General features: G+C 63.2%; 20 protein-coding genes. 16 read left to right on the top strand and 4 right to left on the bottom strand.

The genetic code is table 11. The features are described 5' to 3' along the window. The gene (gene argH / locus ACYAS9_RS15075; protein WP_463569108.1) at positions 1 to 1395 is read right to left on the bottom strand and encodes an argininosuccinate lyase; all 1395 of its coding nucleotides are present in this window, start codon (positions 1393 to 1395) and stop codon (positions 1 to 3) included. A gap of 152 nt (positions 1396 to 1547) precedes the next feature. On the opposite strand from argH, the gene ACYAS9_RS15070 reads away from it, so the two are divergent. The 8 genes from ACYAS9_RS15070 (at position 1548) to rsd (ending at position 9124) form a co-directional block, all read left to right on the top strand. Next, positions 1548 to 2618, top strand: coding sequence for a sensor histidine kinase (locus ACYAS9_RS15070; RefSeq protein WP_463569107.1), 1071 nt, complete (start codon positions 1548 to 1550; stop codon positions 2616 to 2618). After that, entirely contained in the window at positions 2615 to 3361 is a 747-nt protein-coding gene (locus tag ACYAS9_RS15065) for a LytR/AlgR family response regulator transcription factor (RefSeq protein WP_463569106.1), read from the top strand. The genes ACYAS9_RS15070 and ACYAS9_RS15065 overlap by 4 nt, the downstream gene beginning before the upstream one ends. A gap of 243 nt (positions 3362 to 3604) precedes the next feature. Next, complete coding sequence (hemC, locus tag ACYAS9_RS15060) at positions 3605 to 4546, top strand: hydroxymethylbilane synthase (protein ID WP_463569105.1); 942 nt, start codon at positions 3605 to 3607, stop codon at positions 4544 to 4546. Further along, positions 4543 to 5307 (top strand): uroporphyrinogen-III synthase, encoded by a 765-nt coding sequence (locus ACYAS9_RS15055; RefSeq protein ID WP_463569104.1) that lies wholly within the window; start codon positions 4543 to 4545, stop codon positions 5305 to 5307. Before hemC ends, ACYAS9_RS15055 begins: the two co-directional genes overlap by 4 nt. Before the next feature lie 47 nt (positions 5308 to 5354). Next, positions 5355 to 6488, top strand: coding sequence for a uroporphyrinogen-III C-methyltransferase (locus ACYAS9_RS15050; RefSeq protein WP_463569103.1), 1134 nt, complete (start codon positions 5355 to 5357; stop codon positions 6486 to 6488). Next, the gene (locus tag ACYAS9_RS15045) at positions 6485 to 7732 is read left to right on the top strand and encodes a heme biosynthesis HemY N-terminal domain-containing protein (RefSeq protein WP_463569102.1); all 1248 of its coding nucleotides are present in this window, start codon (positions 6485 to 6487) and stop codon (positions 7730 to 7732) included. The genes ACYAS9_RS15050 and ACYAS9_RS15045 overlap by 4 nt, the downstream gene beginning before the upstream one ends. A 229-nt stretch (positions 7733 to 7961) precedes the next feature. Beyond that, positions 7962 to 8489 (top strand): disulfide bond formation protein B, encoded by a 528-nt coding sequence (locus ACYAS9_RS15040; protein ID WP_463569101.1) that lies wholly within the window; start codon positions 7962 to 7964, stop codon positions 8487 to 8489. 170 nt (positions 8490 to 8659) lie between these two features. After that, positions 8660 to 9124 carry a sigma D regulator gene (gene rsd, locus ACYAS9_RS15035; protein ID WP_463569100.1) on the top strand — a complete coding sequence of 155 codons (465 nt, stop codon included), beginning with the start codon at positions 8660 to 8662 and terminating at the stop codon, positions 9122 to 9124. Positions 9125 to 9190: 66 nt separating this feature from the next. Here the strand turns inward: rsd and ACYAS9_RS15030 are convergent, their stop codons facing one another. Next, positions 9191 to 9865 (bottom strand): FKBP-type peptidyl-prolyl cis-trans isomerase, encoded by a 675-nt coding sequence (locus ACYAS9_RS15030; RefSeq protein ID WP_463569099.1) that lies wholly within the window; start codon positions 9863 to 9865, stop codon positions 9191 to 9193. Between the two features lie 215 nt (positions 9866 to 10080). On the opposite strand from ACYAS9_RS15030, the gene ACYAS9_RS15025 reads away from it, so the two are divergent. Continuing rightward, positions 10081 to 11106, top strand: coding sequence for an AlgP family protein (locus tag ACYAS9_RS15025; RefSeq protein WP_463569098.1), 1026 nt, complete (start codon positions 10081 to 10083; stop codon positions 11104 to 11106). Here ACYAS9_RS15025 and ACYAS9_RS15020 read toward each other — a convergent pair. After that, complete coding sequence (locus tag ACYAS9_RS15020) at positions 11103 to 11579, bottom strand: TIGR02444 family protein (RefSeq protein WP_463569097.1); 477 nt, start codon at positions 11577 to 11579, stop codon at positions 11103 to 11105. The genes ACYAS9_RS15025 and ACYAS9_RS15020 overlap by 4 nt on opposite strands. Before the next feature lie 47 nt (positions 11580 to 11626). On the opposite strand from ACYAS9_RS15020, the gene ACYAS9_RS15015 reads away from it, so the two are divergent. The 4 genes from ACYAS9_RS15015 to ACYAS9_RS15000 all read left to right on the top strand — a co-directional run bounded on the left by ACYAS9_RS15015 (position 11627) and on the right by ACYAS9_RS15000 (position 16212). Continuing rightward, entirely contained in the window at positions 11627 to 13537 is a 1911-nt protein-coding gene (locus ACYAS9_RS15015) for an ATP-binding cassette domain-containing protein (RefSeq protein ID WP_463569096.1), read from the top strand. A gap of 36 nt (positions 13538 to 13573) precedes the next feature. After that, complete coding sequence (locus ACYAS9_RS15010; RefSeq protein WP_463569095.1) at positions 13574 to 14167, top strand: mechanosensitive ion channel domain-containing protein; 594 nt, start codon at positions 13574 to 13576, stop codon at positions 14165 to 14167. A 102-nt stretch (positions 14168 to 14269) separates the two neighbouring features. Next, positions 14270 to 15151 (top strand): TauD/TfdA family dioxygenase, encoded by an 882-nt coding sequence (locus tag ACYAS9_RS15005; protein WP_463569094.1) that lies wholly within the window; start codon positions 14270 to 14272, stop codon positions 15149 to 15151. Continuing rightward, positions 15148 to 16212 carry an ABC transporter substrate-binding protein gene (locus ACYAS9_RS15000; protein ID WP_463569093.1) on the top strand — a complete coding sequence of 355 codons (1065 nt, stop codon included), beginning with the start codon at positions 15148 to 15150 and terminating at the stop codon, positions 16210 to 16212. The genes ACYAS9_RS15005 and ACYAS9_RS15000 overlap by 4 nt, the downstream gene beginning before the upstream one ends. Before the next feature lie 11 nt (positions 16213 to 16223). Here the strand turns inward: ACYAS9_RS15000 and ACYAS9_RS14995 are convergent, their stop codons facing one another. Further along, complete coding sequence (locus ACYAS9_RS14995) at positions 16224 to 17147, bottom strand: LysR family transcriptional regulator (RefSeq protein ID WP_463569092.1); 924 nt, start codon at positions 17145 to 17147, stop codon at positions 16224 to 16226. 269 nt (positions 17148 to 17416) lie between these two features. Here ACYAS9_RS14995 and ACYAS9_RS14990 point away from each other — a divergent pair, with 269 nt between their 5' ends. The 3 genes from ACYAS9_RS14990 (at position 17417) to ACYAS9_RS14980 (ending at position 21722) form a co-directional block, all read left to right on the top strand. Further along, positions 17417 to 19582, top strand: coding sequence for a TonB-dependent receptor (locus tag ACYAS9_RS14990; RefSeq protein ID WP_463569146.1), 2166 nt, complete (start codon positions 17417 to 17419; stop codon positions 19580 to 19582). Further along, positions 19582 to 21024, top strand: a complete 1443-nt coding sequence (locus tag ACYAS9_RS14985) for a sulfatase-like hydrolase/transferase (protein WP_463569091.1) — start codon at positions 19582 to 19584, stop codon at positions 21022 to 21024. Before ACYAS9_RS14990 ends, ACYAS9_RS14985 begins: the two co-directional genes overlap by 1 nt. A gap of 65 nt (positions 21025 to 21089) precedes the next feature. Beyond that, positions 21090 to 21722 carry a LysE family transporter gene (locus ACYAS9_RS14980; RefSeq protein ID WP_463569090.1) on the top strand — a complete coding sequence of 211 codons (633 nt, stop codon included), beginning with the start codon at positions 21090 to 21092 and terminating at the stop codon, positions 21720 to 21722.

The following is a 21722-nucleotide window of genomic DNA, read 5'->3' as shown; positions in this document are numbered from 1 at the left end:
TCAGCGGCTGGCGAGCAATTGCTGACCACGGACCACGGCGGCGCGGACTTGCGCCGGCGCGGTGCCACCGATGTGGTTACGGGCATTGACCGAGCCTTCCAGGGTCAACACGGCAAACACGTCCTGCTCGATCTGGTCGCTGAAGCGGCGCAGTTCTTCCAGGCTCATTTCAGCCAGGTCCTTGCCACTGTCGACGCCGTATTTCACGGCATGGCCGACGATTTCGTGGCAATCACGGAACGGCAGGCCACGACGCACCAGGTAGTCGGCCAGGTCGGTGGCGGTAGAGAAACCGCGCAGCGCCGCTTCACGCATGATCGCGTGGCGCGGCTTGATCGCCGGGATCATGTCGGCAAAGGCACGCAACGAGTCGCGCAGGGTGTCGGCGGCGTCGAACAACGGCTCCTTGTCTTCCTGGTTGTCCTTGTTGTAGGCCAGCGGCTGGCCCTTCATCAGGGTCAACAGGCCGGTCAGGGCGCCGAATACACGGCCGCTCTTGCCGCGCACCAGCTCTGGCACGTCAGGGTTTTTCTTTTGCGGCATGATCGAGCTGCCGGTGCAGAAGCGGTCCGGCAGGTCGATGAACTGGAACTGGGCGCTGGTCCACAGCACCAGCTCTTCGGAGAAGCGCGACAGGTGCATCATGGCAATCGAGGCCGCCGCGCAGAATTCGATGGCAAAGTCGCGATCCGACACACCGTCCAGCGAGTTGCCGCCCACGGCTTCGAAACCCAGCAACTGGCAGGTCAGCTCGCGATCGATCGGGTAAGTGGTGCCGGCCAGCGCAGCGCTGCCCAGTGGCATGCGGTTGGCGCGCTTGCGGCAGTCGACCAGGCGCTCGTAATCGCGGCTGAGCATTTCGAACCAGGCCAGTAGATGGTGGCCGAAGGTGACCGGCTGAGCCGTCTGCAAGTGGGTGAAACCCGGCATGATGGTTTCGGCTTCGCGCTCGGCCTGCTCCAGCAAACCTTGCTGCAAACGGGTGATTTCAGCGAGGATCACGTCGATTTCGTCACGCAGCCACAGACGGATGTCAGTGGCGACCTGATCGTTGCGGCTACGCCCGGTGTGCAGTTTCTTGCCGGTGATGCCGATGCGATCGGTCAGGCGAGCTTCGATGTTCATGTGCACGTCTTCAAGATCGATGCGCCACTCGAACTGACCCGCTTCGATTTCGCCCTGAATGGTCTTCAGGCCGTCGATGATGGTGTCGCGTTCGGCATCGGTCAGTACGCCGACCTTGGCCAGCATGGTGGCATGGGCGATGGAGCCCATGATGTCATGACGGTACAGGCGCTGGTCGAAGTTGACGGAGGCGGTGAAGCGCGCGACGAAGGCGTCGACGGGCTCACTGAAACGGCCGCCCCAGGACTGGTTGGTCTTGTCGGTGCTCATGATTTCGCTCGTTGCTCTACGTGAAAGGAAGTTCGGGCATAAGGAGCGACGATGATAGCAGGGTGAGGTTTTTTTATCCTTTCACGGCTTGCCGAGCTCAACTGCCAGGACGAGACTGAGCCAAATGCGAGGGCACAGCCATCAACACATCCATGACCGCCAAAACCGAAAAATCTGCTGCCGAACAGGACTTTTTCCTGCCCGAGCTGTGCCTGCCCCAAGCCTTGCTGGTGCTGGTGGTGCTTGCCGAACTGCTGGTGCTGGCGCTGGTGCTGGTCGAGCCCATGCCCGAGGCCTTTGCGTGGCAGCGCCTGGCCTTGATGTCAATGTTCGTGCAGTGGATCGTGCTGCTCTCGGCGGCCCTGCTGTGCGGCTTGCGTCCCTGGCTGGCGCGCCTGCCGGCGGGGCTTGCCGGGTTGCTGGGGTGCCTGATGGTGATGGGCCTGACCCTGCTGTGTACGGCGGTGACCGATGTCTGTCAGTTATCCAGCCCGATTTCGCTCGAGGGAATGGTCGAGCGTTATATTCGCTATTGCGTGATTGCCTTGATCATGTCGGCACTGATGTTGCGCTACTTTTATCTGCAGAGTCAGTGGCGCAAGCAACAGCAGGCCGAGTTGCGCGCCAGGATCGAAGCGCTTCAGGCGCGGATCCGGCCGCATTTCCTGTTCAACACCCTTAACAGTATTGCCAGCCTTGTCGCCAGCGACCCGGTCAAGGCCGAGCAGGCGGTGCTGGACCTTTCCGACCTGTTCCGCGCCAGTCTGGCCAGGCCCGGAACGCTGGTGACCTGGCGCGAAGAGCTGGCATTGGCCAAACGATATTTGTCGATCGAACAATATCGTCTCGGGGAGCGTCTACAGTTGGACTGGGTGGTAAGCACAATTGCCGATGACTTGCCGATTCCCCAGCTAACCTTGCAGCCATTGCTTGAAAACGCTTTGACCTATGGCATCGCTCCACGCATTGAAGGCGGGGTGGTGCGGGTCGAGGCAGATTATGAAGGGGGAGAGTTCATATTGTGTGTCAGCAATCCTTATGACGAAGTTGCCCCGCGGCAGACGTCCAACGGCACTCAACAGGCCTTGTTGAACATAGGTGCGCGCATTACGGCACTTTTTGGTCCGCATGCCAGTCTGAGCGTGGAGCGCCGTGACGGTCGTCACTACACCTGTCTACGCTATCCTTGTGCGAGACTCACGCAGGAAGCCAAAGCAATATGAATGTCCTGATCGTTGATGACGAACCCCTGGCCCGGGAACGATTAAGCCGCCTTGTCGGTGAAATCGAGGGCTATCGGGTTTTGGAACCCAGTGCCTCCAATGGCGAAGAAGCCCTGGCGCTGATTGAAAGCCACAAGCCGGACATCGTCCTGCTCGACATCCGTATGCCAGGCCTCGACGGCCTGCAGGTCGCTGCCAGACTGTGCGAGCGCGAAACCCCGCCCGCCGTTGTTTTCTGCACCGCGCACGATGAATTTGCCCTGGAAGCCTTTCAGGTCAGCGCGGTGGGTTATCTGGTCAAGCCGGTACGCTCCGAGCATTTGTCCGAGGCCCTGAAAAAGGCCGAGCGACCCAATCGCGTGCAGTTGGCCGCCATGACCCGTCCTGCTGCCGAAAGTGGCAACGGCCCGCGCACTCATATCAGTGCGCGGACTCGCAAGGGCATCGAGCTGATCCCGCTGGATCAGGTGATCTTCTTCATTGCCGACCACAAGTACGTGACCCTGCGTCACGAGGGTGGCGAAGTGTTGCTCGATGAGCCGCTCAAGGCACTGGAGGACGAGTTCGGCGACCGTTTCGTGCGTATCCACCGCAATGCTCTGGTGGCACGCGAGCGGATCGAGCGCTTGCAACGTACGCCCCTGGGGCATTTCCAGTTGTACCTCAGGGGCCTTAACGGCGACGCCCTGGTGGTCAGCCGTCGCCATGTGGCGGGGGTGCGCAAAATGATGCAGCAGTTCTAGACCCGTTACGAATCAGGCATGGCGAACGACCCGACGTCCGTTTGACCTGCCTGACGTTAATGAGCAACCAGGCGTTGCTTTCAACACAGCATGATCGCCGCCCTGGCGATTATCATTCAGCACCTGAGCGCGCAGGTCTTCATTGACGGGCGTCATGTCCGGTTCCGGACTTTGCAGGCGGCACTGAAGCGCCCGCAGCCGAGCTGTTATCATCGGCAGTCTTTACCCTGTACGGATTGATCCATGTCCACTCGCGAAATCCGCATTGCGACCCGCAAGAGCGCACTGGCCCTCTGGCAGGCCGAATACGTCAAGGCCCGGCTTGAGCAGGCCCATCCCGGCCTGGCAGTGACCCTGGTGCCCATGGTCAGCAAGGGCGACAAGCTGCTCGACTCGCCGCTGTCGAAAATCGGCGGCAAGGGCCTGTTCGTCAAGGAGCTAGAAACCGCGCTGCTGGAAAATGAAGCCGATATCGCCGTTCACTCCATGAAAGATGTGCCCATGGACTTCCCCGAAGGTCTGGGCCTGTTCTGCATCTGCGAGCGCGAAGACCCGCGTGACGCCTTTGTCTCCAACCATTTTGCCAGCCTTGATGAACTGCCCCTCGGCAGTGTCGTCGGCACCTCCAGCCTGCGCCGTCAGGCGCAACTGCTGGCGCTGCGACCCGACCTGCAAATCCGTTTTCTGCGCGGCAATGTGAACACTCGCCTGGCCAAGCTCGATGCCGGTGAGTACGACGCGATCATTCTTGCCGCCGCCGGGCTGATCCGCCTGGGCTTTGAGGCGCGCATCACCGCCAGCCTCTCGATCGAAAACAGCCTGCCAGCCGGAGGCCAGGGCGCGGTGGGCATCGAATGCCGCACGCTGGACGCCGATATCCATGCCTTGCTCGCGCCCCTGCACCACGCCGACACGGCGATGCGGGTCACGGCCGAGCGGGCGCTCAACCGTCACCTCAATGGTGGCTGCCAGGTGCCGATTGCCTGCTACGCCGTGCTTGAAGGCGAGCAGCTGTGGCTGCGCGGCATGGTCGGCGAGCCGAGCGGCGGCCTGTTGCTGCGTGCCGAGGCCCGAGCCTCGCGCGACGCCGCCCAGGCGTTGGGCGTGCAAGTGGCCGAAGACCTGCTGACCCAGGGCGCCGGGCAGATTCTGCAGGCGATTTATGGCGAGGCGACTGACCAATGAGTGCCTGGCGCCTGTTGCTGACGCGTCCTGCCGAGGAATCGGCGGCCGTGGCTCAGGTGCTGGCCCAGGCCGGTATTTTCACCAGCAGCCTGCCGCTGCTGGCCACTGAGCCGTTGCCATTGAACGATGCGCAGCGCTCGATGATCTTTGAACTGATGAGTTTTCAGGCAGTGATCGTGGTCAGCAAGCCCGCTGCCCGGCTGGGCCTGGAATTGCTCGATGAAATCTGGCCACAACCGCCGCTGCAAGCGTGGTTCTGCGTAGGTGCCGGCACCGGCCAGGTGCTGCTCGATTACGGCCTGCAGGATGTCAGCTGGCCGCAGCAGGGCGATGACAGCGAAGCACTGCTCGACCTGCCGCACCTGCAAAAGGCCATCGCCATACCGGGAAGCCGTGTGTTAATCATGCGCGGTGACGAAGGCCGCGAGTGGATGGCCGAGCGTTTGCGCGAGCAAGGCGTGGGGGTCGAGTACTTGCCGCTTTACCGCCGTTATCTGCCCGATTACCCGCCACAGGCGCTGTTGCAGCGGGTCGAGGGGGAACGCTTGAACGGGCTGGTGGTCAGCAGTGGGCAGGGTCTTGAGCATCTGCTGCGAATGGCGGGTGAGCACTGGCCACAATTGGCCGGGCTGCCGTTGTTCGTACCCAGCCCGCGGGTCGCACAGTTGGCGCATGACGCCGGCGCCCGGATGGTTGTTGATTGTCGTGGTGCCAGTACCACGGCCTTGCTGGAGGCTTTGCGGGCAACGCCCGCCTGTTGATCGACGAAGTGTTGCTGCCGGCGACACCCATTGCAAAGGACGGATACGTGAGCGAAACAGCCTTGCCCAAAGACGAAGAGTCGGTGGTGAAACCATCGACCGTAACGCCCGAACCCAAGCGCCCCGAGCGCCCGGGCAACCGAACCAGCGGCCTGGCGGTCGTCGCCTTGTTGCTGGGTATTGCAGGCGTCGGCGTGGCCGGCTGGGGCGTGTGGCAACTGCGCATGCTGCAGGCCGGCCACCTGCAACAGCGCAATGAAGTGCAGGACATTGCCGAGCAGACCCTGGCGCTGACCCGCAACGACCAGCAACTGACCGCACGCCTGGCGCAATTTCCGCCGGCCGATCAGCTTGAAGACAGCCGCCGGCTGGTGGCGCAACTGCAGGGTGACCAGCAGCGCCTGAGCCAGCGCCTGGAGGGCGTGCTGGGTGCCAGCCGCAAGGACTGGCGCCTGGCCGAAGCCGAGCACCTGCTGCGTCTGGCCAGCCTGCGCCTGTCGGCCCTGCAGGACATCAACAGCGCCCGCGCGCTGGTTCAGGGCGCCGATGAAATTCTGCGCGAGCAGGACGATCCTGGCGCCTTTGCCGCCCGCGAGCAACTGGCCAAGAGCCTGGCCGCCTTGCACAGCATCGAACAACCCGACCGCACCGGCCTGTTCCTGCAACTGGCGGCCCTGCGCGAGCAGGTCGTGCAGCTCAACGCGCTGGCCCCCGAATACGAAGACAAGGGCGGTTCGTTGCTCGGCCTGACCTCGGACAAGACTGAAGACAGCTACTGGTCGCGCTGGTGGGAGCAGATCTCGCACTACATCCGCATCGACTTCAGCGCCGACAAGGACATCCGTCCGGTACTGGCTGGCCAGAGCCTGGCGCAGGTGCGCCTGGCTTTGACCCTGGCACTGGAACAGGCGCAGTGGGCGGCGCTTAACGGCGAGCCGCAGATTTATGCCAAGGCCATCGAAGAAGCCCGTGGCGTGCTGGGCTCCAATTTCAACAAGGACAACCCGCAGAGCAAGGTGATCGCCGAGCGTCTCGATGCGCTGGTCAGTCAGCCGGTGTCGGTCATGACGCCTGACCTGGCGCAAAGCCTCAGCGCGGTGCAGGCTTATCTGGAGCGCCGCCACGCCGCGCCGCCAGCCGAAACGCAATCCACCCAGACGCAGCGGGGCACCAGCCCATGAAGCGCTTCTATGTTCTGCTATTCATTGCCATTGCCGTTGCGGCCCTGATCGGCGTTGGCATGGCCGAGCATGCCGGCTATGTGCTGATCTCGTATCAGAGCTTCCGTTTTGAATCGAGCCTGTGGGCCGCGCTGGGCCTGCTGGTGGCGATCTGGCTAGTGCTGCTGATCGTACGCCTGGTGATCGGCCTGCTGACCACCTCGGGCGGGCTGGTCAACCCGTGGTCGCGGCGCAACCGTCACCGGCGTGTGCAGCTGGCCATCGAGCAGGGCCAGATGGACCTTGCCGAGGGCCGCTGGGCCAGCGCGCAGCGCCATCTGCATCGCGCCGCCGAAGCCGATCCGCAGCCGCTGCTGTATTACCTCGGGGCGGCGCGCGCAGCCAACGAGCAGGGCCGTTACGAAGACAGCGACAACCTGCTGGAGCGCGCATTGCAGCGCCAGCCGCACGCGGAGCTGGCGATTGCCCTGACCCACGCACAGTTGCAGCAGGACCGTGGCGACACCGATGCGGCACTGGTGACATTGCAGGCCATGCAGGAAAGCCACCGCCACAATCCTCAGGTATTGCGCCAGTTGCAGCGCCTGTATCAGTTGCGCGGCGACTGGCCAGAACTGATCCGCCTGATGCCGGAACTGCGCAAGGACAAGGTGCTGCCGCCTGCGGAACTGGCCGAGCTGGAACGCCGTGCCTGGGGCGAGAACCTCAGCCTGTCGGCCTGGCGTGAAGCCGAAGAGGAAGGCGCCAGCACCGGCCTGGCCTCACTCGACAAGGCCTGGAAAGCATTGACCTCGGCGCAGCGCCAGGAACCCGCACTGGTGTTGGCGTATGCCGAGCAATTGCGCCGCCTCAACGCCCATGCCCAGGCCGAGGAAGTGCTGCGCACCGCGCTCAAACGCGACTACGACAGTCATCTGGCGCGTCTCTACGGGCTGGTGCACGGCAGTGACAACAGCAAGCAATTGCAGGCTGCAGAAGGCTGGCTCAAGCAGCACCCCAAGGATCCAAGCCTGTTGCTGACCCTGGGCCGCATCTGCCTGCAAGGTCGGTTGTGGGGCAAGGCACGCGATTACCTCGAAAGCAGCCTGCGCCTGCAACCCAACCCGGAAACCTGCGCAGAGCTTGCACGCTTGCTCGCTCAACTGGGTGAGACCGAACGCAGCAATCAGCTGTTCCAGCAAGGCCTGGGCATGCTCGACGAGCGTTTCCTGGCAAGTCCCCTGCCGGCATTGACCCGCGCCTGAGACGGCGGTTCGCGCAAGCCACTCTTGCGCGAACCGTGCATTTTCTGCCGCAGGGGCCTGCGGCAAAATGTCTTTATTCGGATAATTCCTACATGAAAAGGTAATAAAGCCTGATTCATGTGTGTTTGTTTCCATACTTTTCTGTCAATACGTCGGCAAGTTGTTGCCTTGAAAGGCCTGTGCGCTTTCCTCTACCGTAACCACCTTCGTTTCTTGTTACGGATTTGTCATGCATCTGGCCCGCACGCGCTTCCTGTTCCTTCTGGCGTTTATCGCCTGTGCAATATCCGTCGGCGCGGCGGCCTATCTGCAATACACCTACGGTCTGATCCCTTGCCTGTTGTGCCAGTGGCAGCGCGCCCTGATGGTCGTCTGCGGCCTGATCTGTCTGGTAGCTGCGCTGCATGGCCCATCGAGGCGGGGCTCGCCACGCTATGCCGCAGGATTGCTGGTCATGGCGCTGTTCGGCGCCGGCCTGGCGGGTGCCCATATCGGCTTGCAAACCTCCACGCCCGAGCAACTGGATTCACTCACCGCACGCCTCGGGCATGGGGCCGACCTGCTGCTGTTACCGGCCTGGGGCGAGCACCTGATTGACGAACTGACCCGGTGCGCCGAGATCAACTGGTCGCTTTTCGGGATCAGCCTGCCGGAGTGGAGTTTGCTGGCTTTTGTCGGTCTGATCCTGCTGGCGCTGTACCCGTTGCTGGTGCAAATGCGCCGCAAGATAGGGCGCGACGATCAAACGCTTGTATGAACTTTCTCGACCACTTAGCTTGATGGCCTTATCCTGCGGGCATAATCTGGCTCGCACGCGTCAATTCAAGTCTTTTGTCATGACGCTCATTCAGGCTCGGTTTACACAGATCGGGTACGACTTGATGCCGGTACAGGACTGCATGCCCCCTGAAGGGAAGAGAGATCATCATGCTGGAAAGTTGTCAGAATGCTCAGGAACGCTGGGGTGGGGTCAATCTGCTGATCGATCGTTGGCTTCAGAATCGCCATGAACTGATCCAGGCCTATGATGTGCTGGGCGGCACGCCCGAGTCCCTGAGGGATCGCAAAGCCAAACAGACGTTTTGCCAATTGCTGGTCGACTACGTGTCGGCGGGGCATTTCGAAGTCTATGAACAACTGAGCAACGAGGCCAAGGCCTTCAACGACGAGCGCGGGCTGGAGCTGGCCGATACGCTCATTCCGCGCCTGGAAGCGCTTACGCAACTGGCCCTGGCGTTCAACGATCATTGCGATCACGGTGACTCTTCTGCCGATTGCGCCAGTGAGTTCAAAACCTTGGGCGGGCTGCTGCACGAGCGCTTCGAACTCGAGGACTGCCTGATCGAGGTGCTGCATACCTCGCACAAGGAACAGGCCAGCGTTCAGGCCTGACGGCAATAACCTATGAAAAAGGGTGCGAAAGCACCCTTTTTTGTTGCCGGCCTGCCAGCGGCTGCATTACTGCGAAACAGAGACCAGTTCGATCTCGAACACCAGCGGCGTGAACGGGTCGATCAGGTCGCCCGCACCCTCGGCGCCGTAGGCTTGTGCCGATGGAATCACCAAGCGCCACTTGGCCCCGGTCGGCATGTCCTGCAGGGCGGTGGTCCAGCCACTGATCACGCTGTCCAGGCGAAACCATTGCGGCTGGGTGCTCTGGTCGAACACCGTGCCGTCAGGCAGGTGCCCGACATAACGCACTTCGACCCGGCCATTGGCATCGGGCTTGGGACCGTGGCCGGCGACCAGTTCGGTCATCAGGATGCCATCGGCCAGTACCTTGACCCCAGGCTTGGCTTTTTCGCTGTCCATGAAACGCCGCTCCGCACTCAGCGCAGCTTCAGTCTGCGAGTCAGTGCCGGCGGCTTCGGCTTGCGCCATCGCCGCGTCGTGATCGGCCAGAATCTTATCGATACGCGCCTGTTTGAGCGCCAGTGGCTTGTTCTGATAAGCCTGTTTCAGGCCGTCGACCAAAGCGTTCAGATCCAGGTCCGGCACTTCCTGGCGCATGCGCTCACCCAGGCTTGCACCCAGGCTGTAAGCCAGGTCATGAGAGTCGTTGGATGCCGGACTTTCGGCAGCTTGTGCCAGCGGCAGCACAAACAATAACGACGTTAACAGGTAGCGCGACATGGATGCTCTCCAGCCTGAGAAGGCTGCAATTATGCCAGTACCAACCGGCTTGCGGAGATGCCCGCGCAGGTGAAATTTTGCAGGCGCTGCACAAACGCTGATCAATCATTGCCGGCGCCCTGCAACAGCGGGCCCGTAATGCTGTCAACAGCCCTAGCGGCGCTGCAGGCAGAGGTCTAGTATGAGCCGCTATTTCGCCATCCCGGAGGTAAGTCATGTCGGCCAACAAGAAGCCAGTAACCACTCCACTGCATCTGCTCCAACAATTATCGGGCAGCTTGCTCGACCATCTGGAAGACGCCTGCTCCACCGCTTTGGCTGATGCCGAGAAACTGCTCGCCAAGCTGGAAAAACAACGGGTCAAGGCCCAGGAAAAACTGCACAAGTCGCGCACCAAAGTGCAGGACGCAGCCACCGCCGGTAAAGCTAAGGCACAAGCCAAGGGCAAGGCCGCCGTTGATGAGCTCGAAGAGCTGCTGGATGCCTTGAAAGATCGCCAGACCGAAACGCGCACTTACATCCAGCAACTCAAGCGTGATGTTCAGGAAAGCCTGAAGCTTGCCCAAGGCGTTGGCCGCGTAAAAGAAGCGGTCGGCAAGGCGCTGACCACCCGTGCCGCCAAGCCTGCCGCGAGCAAGGCTGCTGCCAAGCCCGCTGCCAAAGCTGCTGCCCCGGCTGAAAAAGCCGCTGCCAAACCTGTAGCGACCAAGGCGCCCGCCAAAGCCGCCGCTGCCAAGCCTGCCGCCGCCAAGGCCCCGGCCAAAACCGCTGCCGCCAAGCCTGTAGCTGAAAAAGCGCCGGTCAAAGCCGCTGCTGCCAAGCCGGCTGCCGCTAAAGCGCCTGCCAAGACAGCGGCTGCCAAACCTGTTGCCGAGAAAGCCCCGGCCAAAGCCGCAGTGGCCAAACCGGCTGCTGCCAAAGCTCCAGCCAAAACCGCTGCCGCCAAGCCTGCCGCTGAAAAAGCGCCGGTCAAAGCCGCCGCTGCCAAGCCGGCTGCCGCCAAAGCCCCGGCCAAAACCGCTGCTGCCAAACCGGCTGCCGCCAAAGCTCCAGCCAAAGCCGCCGCTGCCAAGCCTGCCAAAGCGCCAGCTGCTGCCAAAGCTGCCGCCAAGCCTGTGGCTGCCAAGGCCGAGACCACAGCGCCAGCAGCACCCGCCGCTCAGCCGGCCAGCACACCGGCAACCACGCCGGCTGCTGCGCCTTCGGCCACTGGCGATGTGACGCCAGGCAGCGCTTCCTAAGCCTGTCTGAGTGTCATGTGGGCCGCGTCGCACAGCACCTGCAGTGCGTCGCGGTCCTGCTGACCGGCCTTCGCCGCCAGCCCTTCAAGCCAGGCCTGCACCTGGTGTTCCTGCTCTTGCGGCCAATCCCCGGCCACTGCCTGCAACCTTTCCAGCAACGTCCGCTCCGCCTGTAGCTCCAGTGCCTTGACCTGCCCGCGCAGTGCAGCCAGCGCGCTATCGCCTGCGGCCGCCTGACGCCATTGCACCCGCAGGGCGCGTAAAGGCCCGATCACTTGCGCTTGCCAGGTACTGGCCGTCGCGGCAATTGCCGCCAGTCGTGCCGTGTCGCAGCGCACCCCGCGATGCGCCAGCCACACGCCCACCAGCACCACGCAGACATCGGCACCCTGGGCCTGAAGCCGCAGGCACGCTTGCTCGATACCGGGCCGTGCATAGAAATCGAGGGTGAAACTCCATAGATCAACAGGCATAGTGGTCAACCCCGTCCGGGACGAAGCTGGTAGACTCCGCCGCCATCATGATTCGAATTCAAGACCTTACCTTACAGCGTGGCCCTCAGCGTCTGCTAGAAAACGCTGAGTTGACCCTGCACGCCGGCCAGAAAGCCGGTCTGATCGGTGCCAATGGCGCCGGTAAATCCAGCCTCTTCGCTTTATTGCGTGGCGAGCTGAGCCCCGATTCCGGCGATTGCCATTTGCCTGCCGACTGGCGCATCGCGCACATGCGTCAGGAAATCGAAACCCTCGAACGCCTGGCCGTCGACTATGTGCTCGACGGCGACCTGCTGCTGCGCGATGTCCAGCGCCAGCTGGTCGACGCCGAAGCGGCCCACGACGGCACCGCGCTGGCGCGCCTGCACGCCGAGTTCGACAGCGCCGACGGCTACACCGCCGATGCCCGCGCGCGCAAGCTGCTGGCCGGGCTTGGCTTCAGCAATGAACAGATGGAACGGCCGGTTGGCAGCTTCTCCGGGGGCTGGCGCATGCGCCTGAACCTGGCGCAGGCGCTGATGTGCCCCTCCGACCTGTTGCTGCTCGACGAACCGACCAACCACTTGGACCTCGACGCCATCCTGTGGCTTGAAGACTGGCTCAAGGGTTACCCGGGCACGTTGCTGCTGATCTCCCACGACCGTGATTTTCTCGATGCGGTGGTCGATCACATCGCCCATGTCGAACAGCGCAAGATCACCTTGTATCGCGGCGGCTACAGCGCCTTCGAACGCGCCCGTGCCGAACGTCTGGCCCAGCAGCAGCAGGCCTACGAGAAGCAACAGGTGCAGCGTGCGCACATGGAAAAATACATCGCACGCTTCAAGGCCCAGGCCACCAAGGCGCGTCAGGCGCAGAGCCGTATCAAGGCGCTGGAGCGCATGGAAGAGCTGTCGGCCGCCCATGTCGACTCGCCGTTCAACTTCGTTTTCCGTGAGTCGGACAAACTGTCGCGGCCGCTGCTGGACGTGTCCGACGCGCGCCTGGGCTATGGCGACAAGGTCATCCTGGAGAAGGTCAAGCTGCAACTGGTGCCCGGTGCGCGCATCGGCCTGCTCGGCCCCAACGGCGCAGGCAAGTCGACGCTGATCAAGAACCTGGCCGGCGAGCTTGCGCCCATCAGCGGGCGCCTGCAGCGCGGTGAAAACCTCTCGGTCGGCTACTTTGCCCAGCACCAGCTCGATTCGCTGGACGCCAAGGCCACGCCGTTGCTGCACTTGCAGCGTCTGGCGCCGACCGAGCGCGAACAGACCCTGCGCGATTTTCTCGGCGGTTTCGACTTCCGGGGTGCGCGGCTCGACGAGCCGGTGCTGAATTTCTCCGGTGGCGAAAAGGCCCGTCTGGCGCTGGCGCTGATTGCCTGGGAAAAGCCCAACCTGTTGCTGCTCGACGAACCGACCAACCACCTGGACCTGGAAATGCGCCTGGCGCTGACCATGGCCCTGCAGGAATTCAGCGGCGCGGTGCTGGTGGTGTCTCACGATCGGCACTTGCTCAAGAGCACCACCGACGACTTTTTGCTGGTCGCCGATGGCCGGGTCGAAACCTTCGATGGCGACCTGGAAGACTACACCCGCTGGCTGGCCGACTACCGTCTGCGCCATGCGCCGGTCAGCAACACGCCGGTCAATGCCGACAAGACCGATAAAAAGGCTCAGCGTCAGCAGGCGGCGGCCCTGCGTCAGCAACTGGCACCGCACAAGCGCCAGGCCGACAAGCTGGAAAAAGAGCTGGGCGAGGTCCAGGAAAAGCTGGCGAAAATCGAACATGGCCTGGCCGACAGCGCCATTTACGAGGCCGCCAGCAAAGACAAGCTGCGCGAGCTGCTGGCCGAACAGGCCCGCTTGAAGGTGCGCGAGGCCGAGCTGGAAGAGGGCTGGATGGAGGCACTCGAAGTGCTGGAAACCATGCAGGCCGAGCTGGAGGCATTGTCTTGAGGGCGCCTCTGAAAACGTAAACGAGGCAAGAGGTTGATGGAAGTGTTTGGTTTAGTGCTGGCGTCTCACTGGGTCGAGCCGATCCTGTTAGGCCTGCAAGTGTTGTTGATTCTGCTGGTGGGTTACCTGGCCCAGCGTCTGGTGGGACGCTTCATTACCCGTCTGGGTGAGCGTTACCCGTTGCCGCCGGAGCTGCTGATGCCGGTCCGCGGCGGCCTGCGCTGGTTCATCATGGGCAGCGCCTGCGTCATCGTGCTGGGACGCCTCGGCGTCTCGGCGACCGTGCTGTGGACCGCGCTGTCGGGCTTTGTCGCCGTGGCCGCGGTGGCCTTCTTCGCCATGTGGAGCGTGCTCTCCAACCTGCTGTGTGCGGTGATGATCTACACCATCGGACCGTTTCGTATCGGTGACATCGTCGAGCTGGTCGACACCCTCGACAAGCCAGGGGTCAAGGGCCGGGTCACGGCCATCAACCTGATGTTCACCACGTTGATCGAACTGCCCGAACACGGCGGTGCGCTGGTGCAGGTGCCCAACAGCCAGTTCTTCCAGAAATCGGTACGTCGCTGGCGCGGCACCGACGGGCTGGCGCAGGTGATTACCGAGCGGCCTGCCGGCGAAGGCAAGTAAGTCGGGCGCTGCATCGCGCCCATACCTGCAATGCATTGGTCGTGCGGGCCATCGCCTGCCTAGAGTCGTTGTCCTCTGTTTTCGGATTCGTGAGGGCGACACGTGCAGCCTGCAACCAGCGACAACCATCTTTTCGACAACCTCACCCGCCTGGGCCCGTTGCTGGGCGCCCGGATAGCGGGCATCCAGCTGCACGCCCTCGACGAGGTGCAACTGGCGCAGCTTGAAGCCGCGCTGGTGCGCCACAAGGTGCTGTTTTTCCCTGAGCAGCAATGGAGCGCCTTGCAGCAGCGCGACTTTGCCGCACGCCTTGGCGAGCTGCATGTACACCCGACGTTCCAGACCCACGCCGAGGCCCAGGAACTGGTGGTGTTCAACTACGACGAGACGCGCAAGGGCGCCAACGACACCTGGCATGCCGACGTGACCTTTGCCGAGCGGCCATTGAAATACGGCGTGCTGCATGCCGAGACCATTCCCGAGGTCGGCGGCGATACCTTGTGGGTCGATGCCGAAGCCGCTTATCAGGCGCTGTCGGCACCGCTGCGCACGCTGCTTGATGGCCTGGAAGCGATTCACAGTGTGTTTCCGGCTTTGGACTACGCCAGCAAGCTGGAGCAGCCGGGCCTGCTGGACAACCTGCTGCGCCTGCCGCCACCGACCCGTCACCCGGTGGTGCGCCGTCATCCGGTGTCCGGGCGACCGGCGTTGTTCGTCAACCGCGCCTTTACCTCGCACATTGCCGGCCTGACGCCGCCCGAATCGCGGGCGCTGCTGGAGCTGTTGTTCCAGCACCTGGAAAACCCCGCCTTCCAGTTGCGCTGGCGCTGGCAGGCCGGCTATGCCGCGATCTGGGATAATCGCAGCACCCAGCATCTGGCGGTGTCGGACTACTTTCCGGAAATTCGCCGGGTGCGCCGTGCCGCCGTGCTGGAAGAACAGCGCCCTGCGCCAGCCCATCCTTTGCAGGAACCCGCCCAATGACCGTCGTATCCCGTCCCCTGCGTACCGTTATGCTGATGCTGGCCGCCTGGCTGAGCATCAGCGCCGCCCACGCCGGGCAGGCACCTGAGGTCATCCGCATCGGCGTACCGGACCTCAGCACCCGCAACAAGCCTTACTCGCCCGGTGCGCTGGGTGTCGCGCAACGCCAGCAGCAACTGGAAAAAGCCTTTGCCGGCAGCGGCACGCGCATCGAATGGCATTTTTTCCGTGGCGCGGGGCCGGCGATCAACGAGGCGCTGGCCAACGGGCAACTGGATGTGGTCGGCCTCGGTGATCTGGCAGCCATTATCGGCCGCTCCAGTGGCTTGCCGACCCGCGTACTGATGGGCTCGCGGGGCAGCAACATGTTTCTGGCCAGCCGCCCGGAAGCCAACATCACCCGGGTCGAGGACCTGAAAGGCAAGCGCGTGGGGCTTTATCGCGGCACTGCCGATCAGCTCTCGTTCGGCCGTCTGCTGGCGCAGGCCGGTTTGCGTGAACAGGACCTGAAGGTGATCAGCATGGACTGGACGGCGGCAGCCTCGGCCTTGCTGGCCGGGCAGATCGACGCCACATGGTCCAACTTCAATGTGCTCAGCCTGCGCGACAAAGGCATGGTAATTGCGCTGAGTACCCAGACGCTGTCGGCGCAGGCCACGGTGCAAGGCACCACCCTGGCGACTCAGGATTTCATCGATCGTTATCCACAGGCCACGCAGACGCTGGTCAATACGCTGGTCGACATCGCCGGCCAGTTGTCCGACCCGGCCGGTTACCAGCGCTACCTGGTAGAGCAGGAACAGAGCAGCGGTATTCCACTGGCACTGGCGCAGGAAGAGAGCAAAGGCTCGGACCCACGCTTTCGCTTCTCGCCGCGCCTTGATGATTTTCTGCTTACCAGCCTGCAGGACAGCCAGCGCCAGGCGGCCGAGCTGCGCCTGATCCGCAAGCCGGTCGACGTCGGCCAATGGGTCGAACCGCGCTTTGTCGAACAGGCCGTCGCCCGCCAGAGTGCTTCACCGTGGCCACGTTATGACGCCGATGGCAAAGCGCAGGATTGAAACCGGTGCTTTTACGCCGCTGCTGTAACCGCTGACTCGTCGATCTCCAGCAAGGCTTCGATCATGAACCGAGCCTCGGCGCTCAGTGGCTGGTCGGCGCGTTGCACGATGACAAAGCACGCGCCGCCGTCGCGCAACAGGGCCGGCTCGTCATGGCAACGCAGGCGCTGGAACTCGCCTGAGCGGGTCAGGCTGTCGATGACTTCCAGTTGCACCACGCCAATGCTGTCGGAGCCGGCCACCAGCTTTGGCAGCAGGTCGTTGTATTGGGTTTCAAGGTTCAGCGCAGGTCCCGGCCCGCGCCACTGCTCTTGCAACAGGTCGCGCAGTTCCAGCGGCAGCATGGCGCTTACCCGTGGGTAGTCCACCAGTTGCCTGAAGCGTGGCGCCGGCTCGTCGAGCAGCGGGTGCCCGCTGCGGCAGAACAGGCCGAAACGGCGAAAGCGCAGCGGCTGCACCAGATAGCGGGTGCCAATCTCCATGTGCCGCAGGTCGGCCACCAGAAAGCTGATGTCGCCCTCATCGAGCAGCGCCAGCAGGTGCGAAGGTTTATCGACCCGCACATCCAGCGCGGTTTGCGCAAAGTCGCCGACAAACACCGCCAGCGCCTCAGGTACCAGACGCGCCGCCACCAGCGGGCCGACGCCGAAACTCAGGCGGCTGGGGGCCGCGAGGTCTGCGCTGGCGGCCATCTCATCGCGCAGGGTGCTGGCGTCGTCGAGCAAACGACTGGCGCGGGTGCGCAGCGCTTCGCCCTTGGCGGTCAGCACCACGCCACGGCTGCCGCGTTCGACCAGCGGGCCGCCCAGTTCGCTTTCCAGCCCCTGGATACTGCGGCTGAACGCCGACTGGGTGATGCACGCCGCTTCTGCTGCGCGGGTGAAATTGAGGTGCCGGGCCAAGGCCAGAAAGTGCCGGAGTTGGCGTAAGTCCATGGTCAGACCTTTAAGTCATGCCTGCGATGCGATTAATGAATTTCCAGCTGCCTGGACGGCTTGCTACAACAAGCGCCCCGTCCCTGATGGACAGCGAGCGGCCGCATTATCCGGCGGCCGCTGCCCGGGGCCCAAAGACCAAAAACGAATAACCTTAGCCGCGTCCGCGCAACACGCTCCGTGACCACCACCCAGGAGGTTCGGCCGCCGCACCCGCACGAGCCTTGACCATGAAGCAGTCCCTGATTCCCCTTGCCGCACTGACTCTGATGCCGCTGTTGTGCCAGGCCGAGGTCGTGGCCTCAAGCCAGACCGCCAACCAGACCGAGGCCCAGCAGACCGACACCGCACTCAAGGCGGTCACCGTGACCGCCACCCGCCGCGAATCGACCCTGCAGAAAGTGCCGGTGGCGGTTTCGGTGGTCGACGGTGAGCAACTGGAGCGTGAAAACCGCAACGGTGTGGCGGGTATTGCCCAGCGCGTGCCGACCCTGAACTTTCGTACCGCCTCATCGAGCAAGGACACCTCGCTGTTCGTGCGCGGCGTGGGCACCATTTCCACCTCGCCGGGCGTCGAGCCCAGTGTGTCGACGGTGATCGACGGCGTGGTCTATGGTCGCCCGGGCCAGGCCACGCTGGACCTGATGGAAGTGGAGCGGGTCGAAGTGCTGCGCGGCCCGCAAGGCACGCTGTTTGGCCGCAACGCTTCGGCCGGCGTGGTGAACGTGGTCAGCCGCGATATTCCCGAGAAAACCCGTGGCTATGCCGACTACTCGTTTTTCGGCAAGGGCAACGAACAGCGTCTGCGCTTTGGCATCGGCGGGGCGTTGACCGATAACGTCAAGGCGTCGCTGAGTACCTTGTGGGGCGATTACGACGGCAACGTGCGCAACACCTACACCGGCGACAAGGTCAACGGTTACGACAGCAAAGGGCTGCGCGGCAAGTTGCAGTTCGACCCCAATGACGACCTGCGCATCACCTTGATCGGCGACTACAGCGAGGCGCGCAGCACCAACCCCAACGGCGTGCCTTACAACACCAACAGCAGCTTTTCGGCCGCCTTTGCGCCAAACCGGGCCAATAGCACTAACCGCGATGTCGAAAACGATTACCGCACCTATGCCGAGGACACGCATAAAGGCCTGTCGGCGCAGATCGACTGGACGCTGGGCTCGCACACCCTGACCTCGATCACCGCGTGGCGTGGCTGGGATAACCTGCTCAACCAGGATCAGGATCGCCTGGCCGGCTTGCCGGTCGATGCCTTGCACGACCGTGGCACCGTCGACTACGACCAGTTCAGCCAGGAAGTGCGGCTGGCCTCACCCACCGGCCAGTTCGTTGAATACGTGGCGGGCGTCTACCTGTATCACGGCGAATCGAAAGAAAACTATTTGCGCCAGCTGGTGACCCTCGGCGATGCCCAGTCGGCGCGTGGCAAATTCAGCGCCACCAACGACAGTTATGCGCTGTTCGGCGAAAGCACCCTGAATTTCACCGATGACTGGCGCGGCATTGTCGGCCTGCGCTTCACCCGCGATGACGTGGAATACGACCACCAGCGCGTCTCGACCTCGCCGCTGACCCTGCGCGCCATGCGCCCCTCGTTCGCCTCCAGCGGCTCGCACAGCGACACCGGCGTCTCCGGCCGCCTGGGCTTGCAGCATGACTTCACCGATGACCTGACCGGCTACGTCACGTATTCGCGCGGCTACAAGGGACCGGCCTATAACGTGTACTTCCAGATGTACGCCCCGGACACCGAGGCACTGGACCCGGAAACCTCCAACAGTTGGGAAATCGGCCTGAAAAGCACCGCGCTGGACCGTCGCCTGACCGCCAACCTGGCGTTGTTCCGCACCGATTACGATAACTATCAGGCCAACTTCTTCGACCAGGTCGGCGGCTCGCCGGTGACCCGGCTGATCAACGCAGGCTCGGTGCGCAGCGAAGGTGCCGAGCTGGACCTGGCGTACCAGGTTACCCGCCAGCTCAAGCTCAGCGGTGCGCTGGCTTACACCCGTGCCCGCATCGACGACTTCCAGTGCCCGTCCGGTGCGGCGGCCAGTTGCAACATCAATGGCAAGCCGCTGCCGTTCTCGCCGGACTGGAAAAGCTATGCGCGCGCCGACTACAGCATCCCGCTGGAAAACGGCCTGGATGTCGAGCTGAGCACCGATTACAGCTGGCAAAGCGAAGTGCAGTACAGCCTCGACCAGAACATCGACACCAAACAGGGCGCCTACGGCATCTGGAACGCCAGCGTGGCCCTGGCCGATTACAGCGAAGGCTGGCGCGTGGCATTGCTGGCGCGCAACCTTGCCGACCGCTCTTACGCACCGCTGTTGATGTCGAGCACCAACGGTATCAACCGCATGGTGCCGCGCGATGACCAGCGCTACTTCGGCGTGCAAGTGCGCAAGGACTTCTGATGCGCCGGCCGAATTTCGTGGTGATCGTCGCCGATCAGTTGCGCGTCGACTGCCTGCCCGGCTTCAACCCGCACAGCCCGGTGCGCACCCCGCACCTGGAGCGCCTGGCGGCACGCGGCGTACGCTTCGGCGAGGCATTTACCCAGCACAGCGTCTGTTCGCCGTCGCGGGTGTCGTTTCTTTCGGGGCGCTACCCGCATGTGAATGGCCATCGCTCGTTGCAATACCTGCTCGACCCGCAGGAGCCCAACTTTCTGCGCAGCTTCAAGGAGGCGGGCTACCACGTGGTACACGCAGGCGCGCGGGGCGATACGTTCGCCGTCGGGGCCGCCGAGCTGGCGCTGGACGAGCACGGTTTTGCCGACCCGGCGCTGAACACCTTTGCCGATTTCATGGGCCGCAACCATGGCCAGCCCGATGAAGCCATGGCGCGTGCGCATTACCGGGGCGAGCGGCCCGAAGGCACAGTCGACTTCGACGAAGCCACGGTGCGCACCGCCGAGCAATGGCTGAAGACGCCGCCGGAAAAACCCTGGGTGCTGTATATCCCGCTGATTTTTCCGCACCCACCGTTTGCCGTCGAGCAGCCGTGGTTCTCGCTGTACCCGCGTGACAGCGTCGAGCCGCCGCGCAGTGCCAGCGGGCCGCGGGCCGGCTTCTATGGCGAACTGGCGTGGCGGCATGGCTGGGATCGTCTTGATGAGGCGCAGTGGCGCGAGATCCGCGCGGTGTATTACGGCATGATTTCGCGTCTCGACAGCCAGGTCGGGCGTTTGCTCGATGGCCTTGGCGAAGCCGACAACACCTTCGTGACCTTCTTCGCCGACCATGGCGAATACCTTGGTGATTTCGGCCTGGTGGAAAAGTGGCCGGCAGGCGTCGATGAATGCCTGGTGCGCACGCCACTGATCGTCGCCGGCCCCGGACTGGCCGCCGGCGGGCGCAGCGAAGCGCTGGTGGAACTGATCGACGTATTCCCGACCCTGTTGGCGCTGGCGGATGTGCCGGTGACGCATGCGCAGTTCGGCCGCAGCTTTGCCGCGTGCCTGTTTGACCCGGCGGCCCTTCATCGCGATGAGGCGTTCAGCGAAGGCGGGTTTCGCATTGAAGAGGCCGATCTGCTGGAGCGCGGGCCGTTTCCGTACGACATCAAGAGCCAGCTGCAACACGACCGGCCCGAACTGGTCGGCAAGGTGGTCGCGCTGCGCAATCGCGAGTGGACTTATGTCTGGCGTCTGTACGAGCCCAGCGAGCTGTATCACCGCGCCAGCGACCCGCACGAGCAGCACAATCTGGCCGGGCGCGCCGAGCATGCCGCACTGGAGCAGCAACTGACCGCGCGCATCCTGCGCTGGTTGCTGGACACCGCCGATGTGATTGAAACCCGGCAGCAGGAACGCTTTCCCCAGGTGGATTTACCGCGCCCGGCCAGCCCGCGATAAACATCTGGTCACATGTGCAGATCGCGATTACCGTAATGGCGATCTGAAACAATGTGAGGTGTGCGATGGCGTTTGAAACATGGCTGGCATTCTTTGCCGCCTGCTGGGTAATCAGCCTGTCTCCGGGCGCAGGCGCGATTGCCTCGATGTCCTGTGGCCTGCAATACGGCTTCTGGCGTGGTTACTGGAATGCGCTGGGGCTGCAACTGGCGCTGATCGCGCAGATCGGCATCATCGCCGCCGGCCTTGGCGCGGTGCTGGCCGCCTCGGAACTGGCCTTTACCCTGATCAAATGGTTTGGCGTGGCGTACCTGGTCTATCTGGGCGTCAAGCAATGGCGCGCGCTGCCTACCGAGATGAGCGAAGACCCGGCCATCCGCCCGATCGGCAAACCGCTGAGCCTGGTGCTGCGCGGCTTTCTGGTGAACATCAGCAACCCCAAGGCGATGGTGTTCATGCTCGCGATCCTGCCGCAGTTCATCGACCCGAGCGCGCCATTGCTGGCTCAGTACGTGATCATCGCAGTGACCATGGTGGTGGTGGATTCGATCGTGATGGCAGGCTACACAGGCCTTGCTTCAAAAGTGCTGCGCCTGCTCAAGACGCCACGCCAGCAAAAGCGCCTGAATCGCACTTTTGCCAGCCTGTTCGTCGGCGCTGCGGCCTTTCTCGCGACATTGCATCGCGGTACGGCCTGA

This window comes from Pseudomonas sp. HP_08, assembly GCF_055284095.1.
Note: the sequence above shows the minus strand (reverse complement) of the source record. Positions and strands in the feature narration are given on the sequence as shown.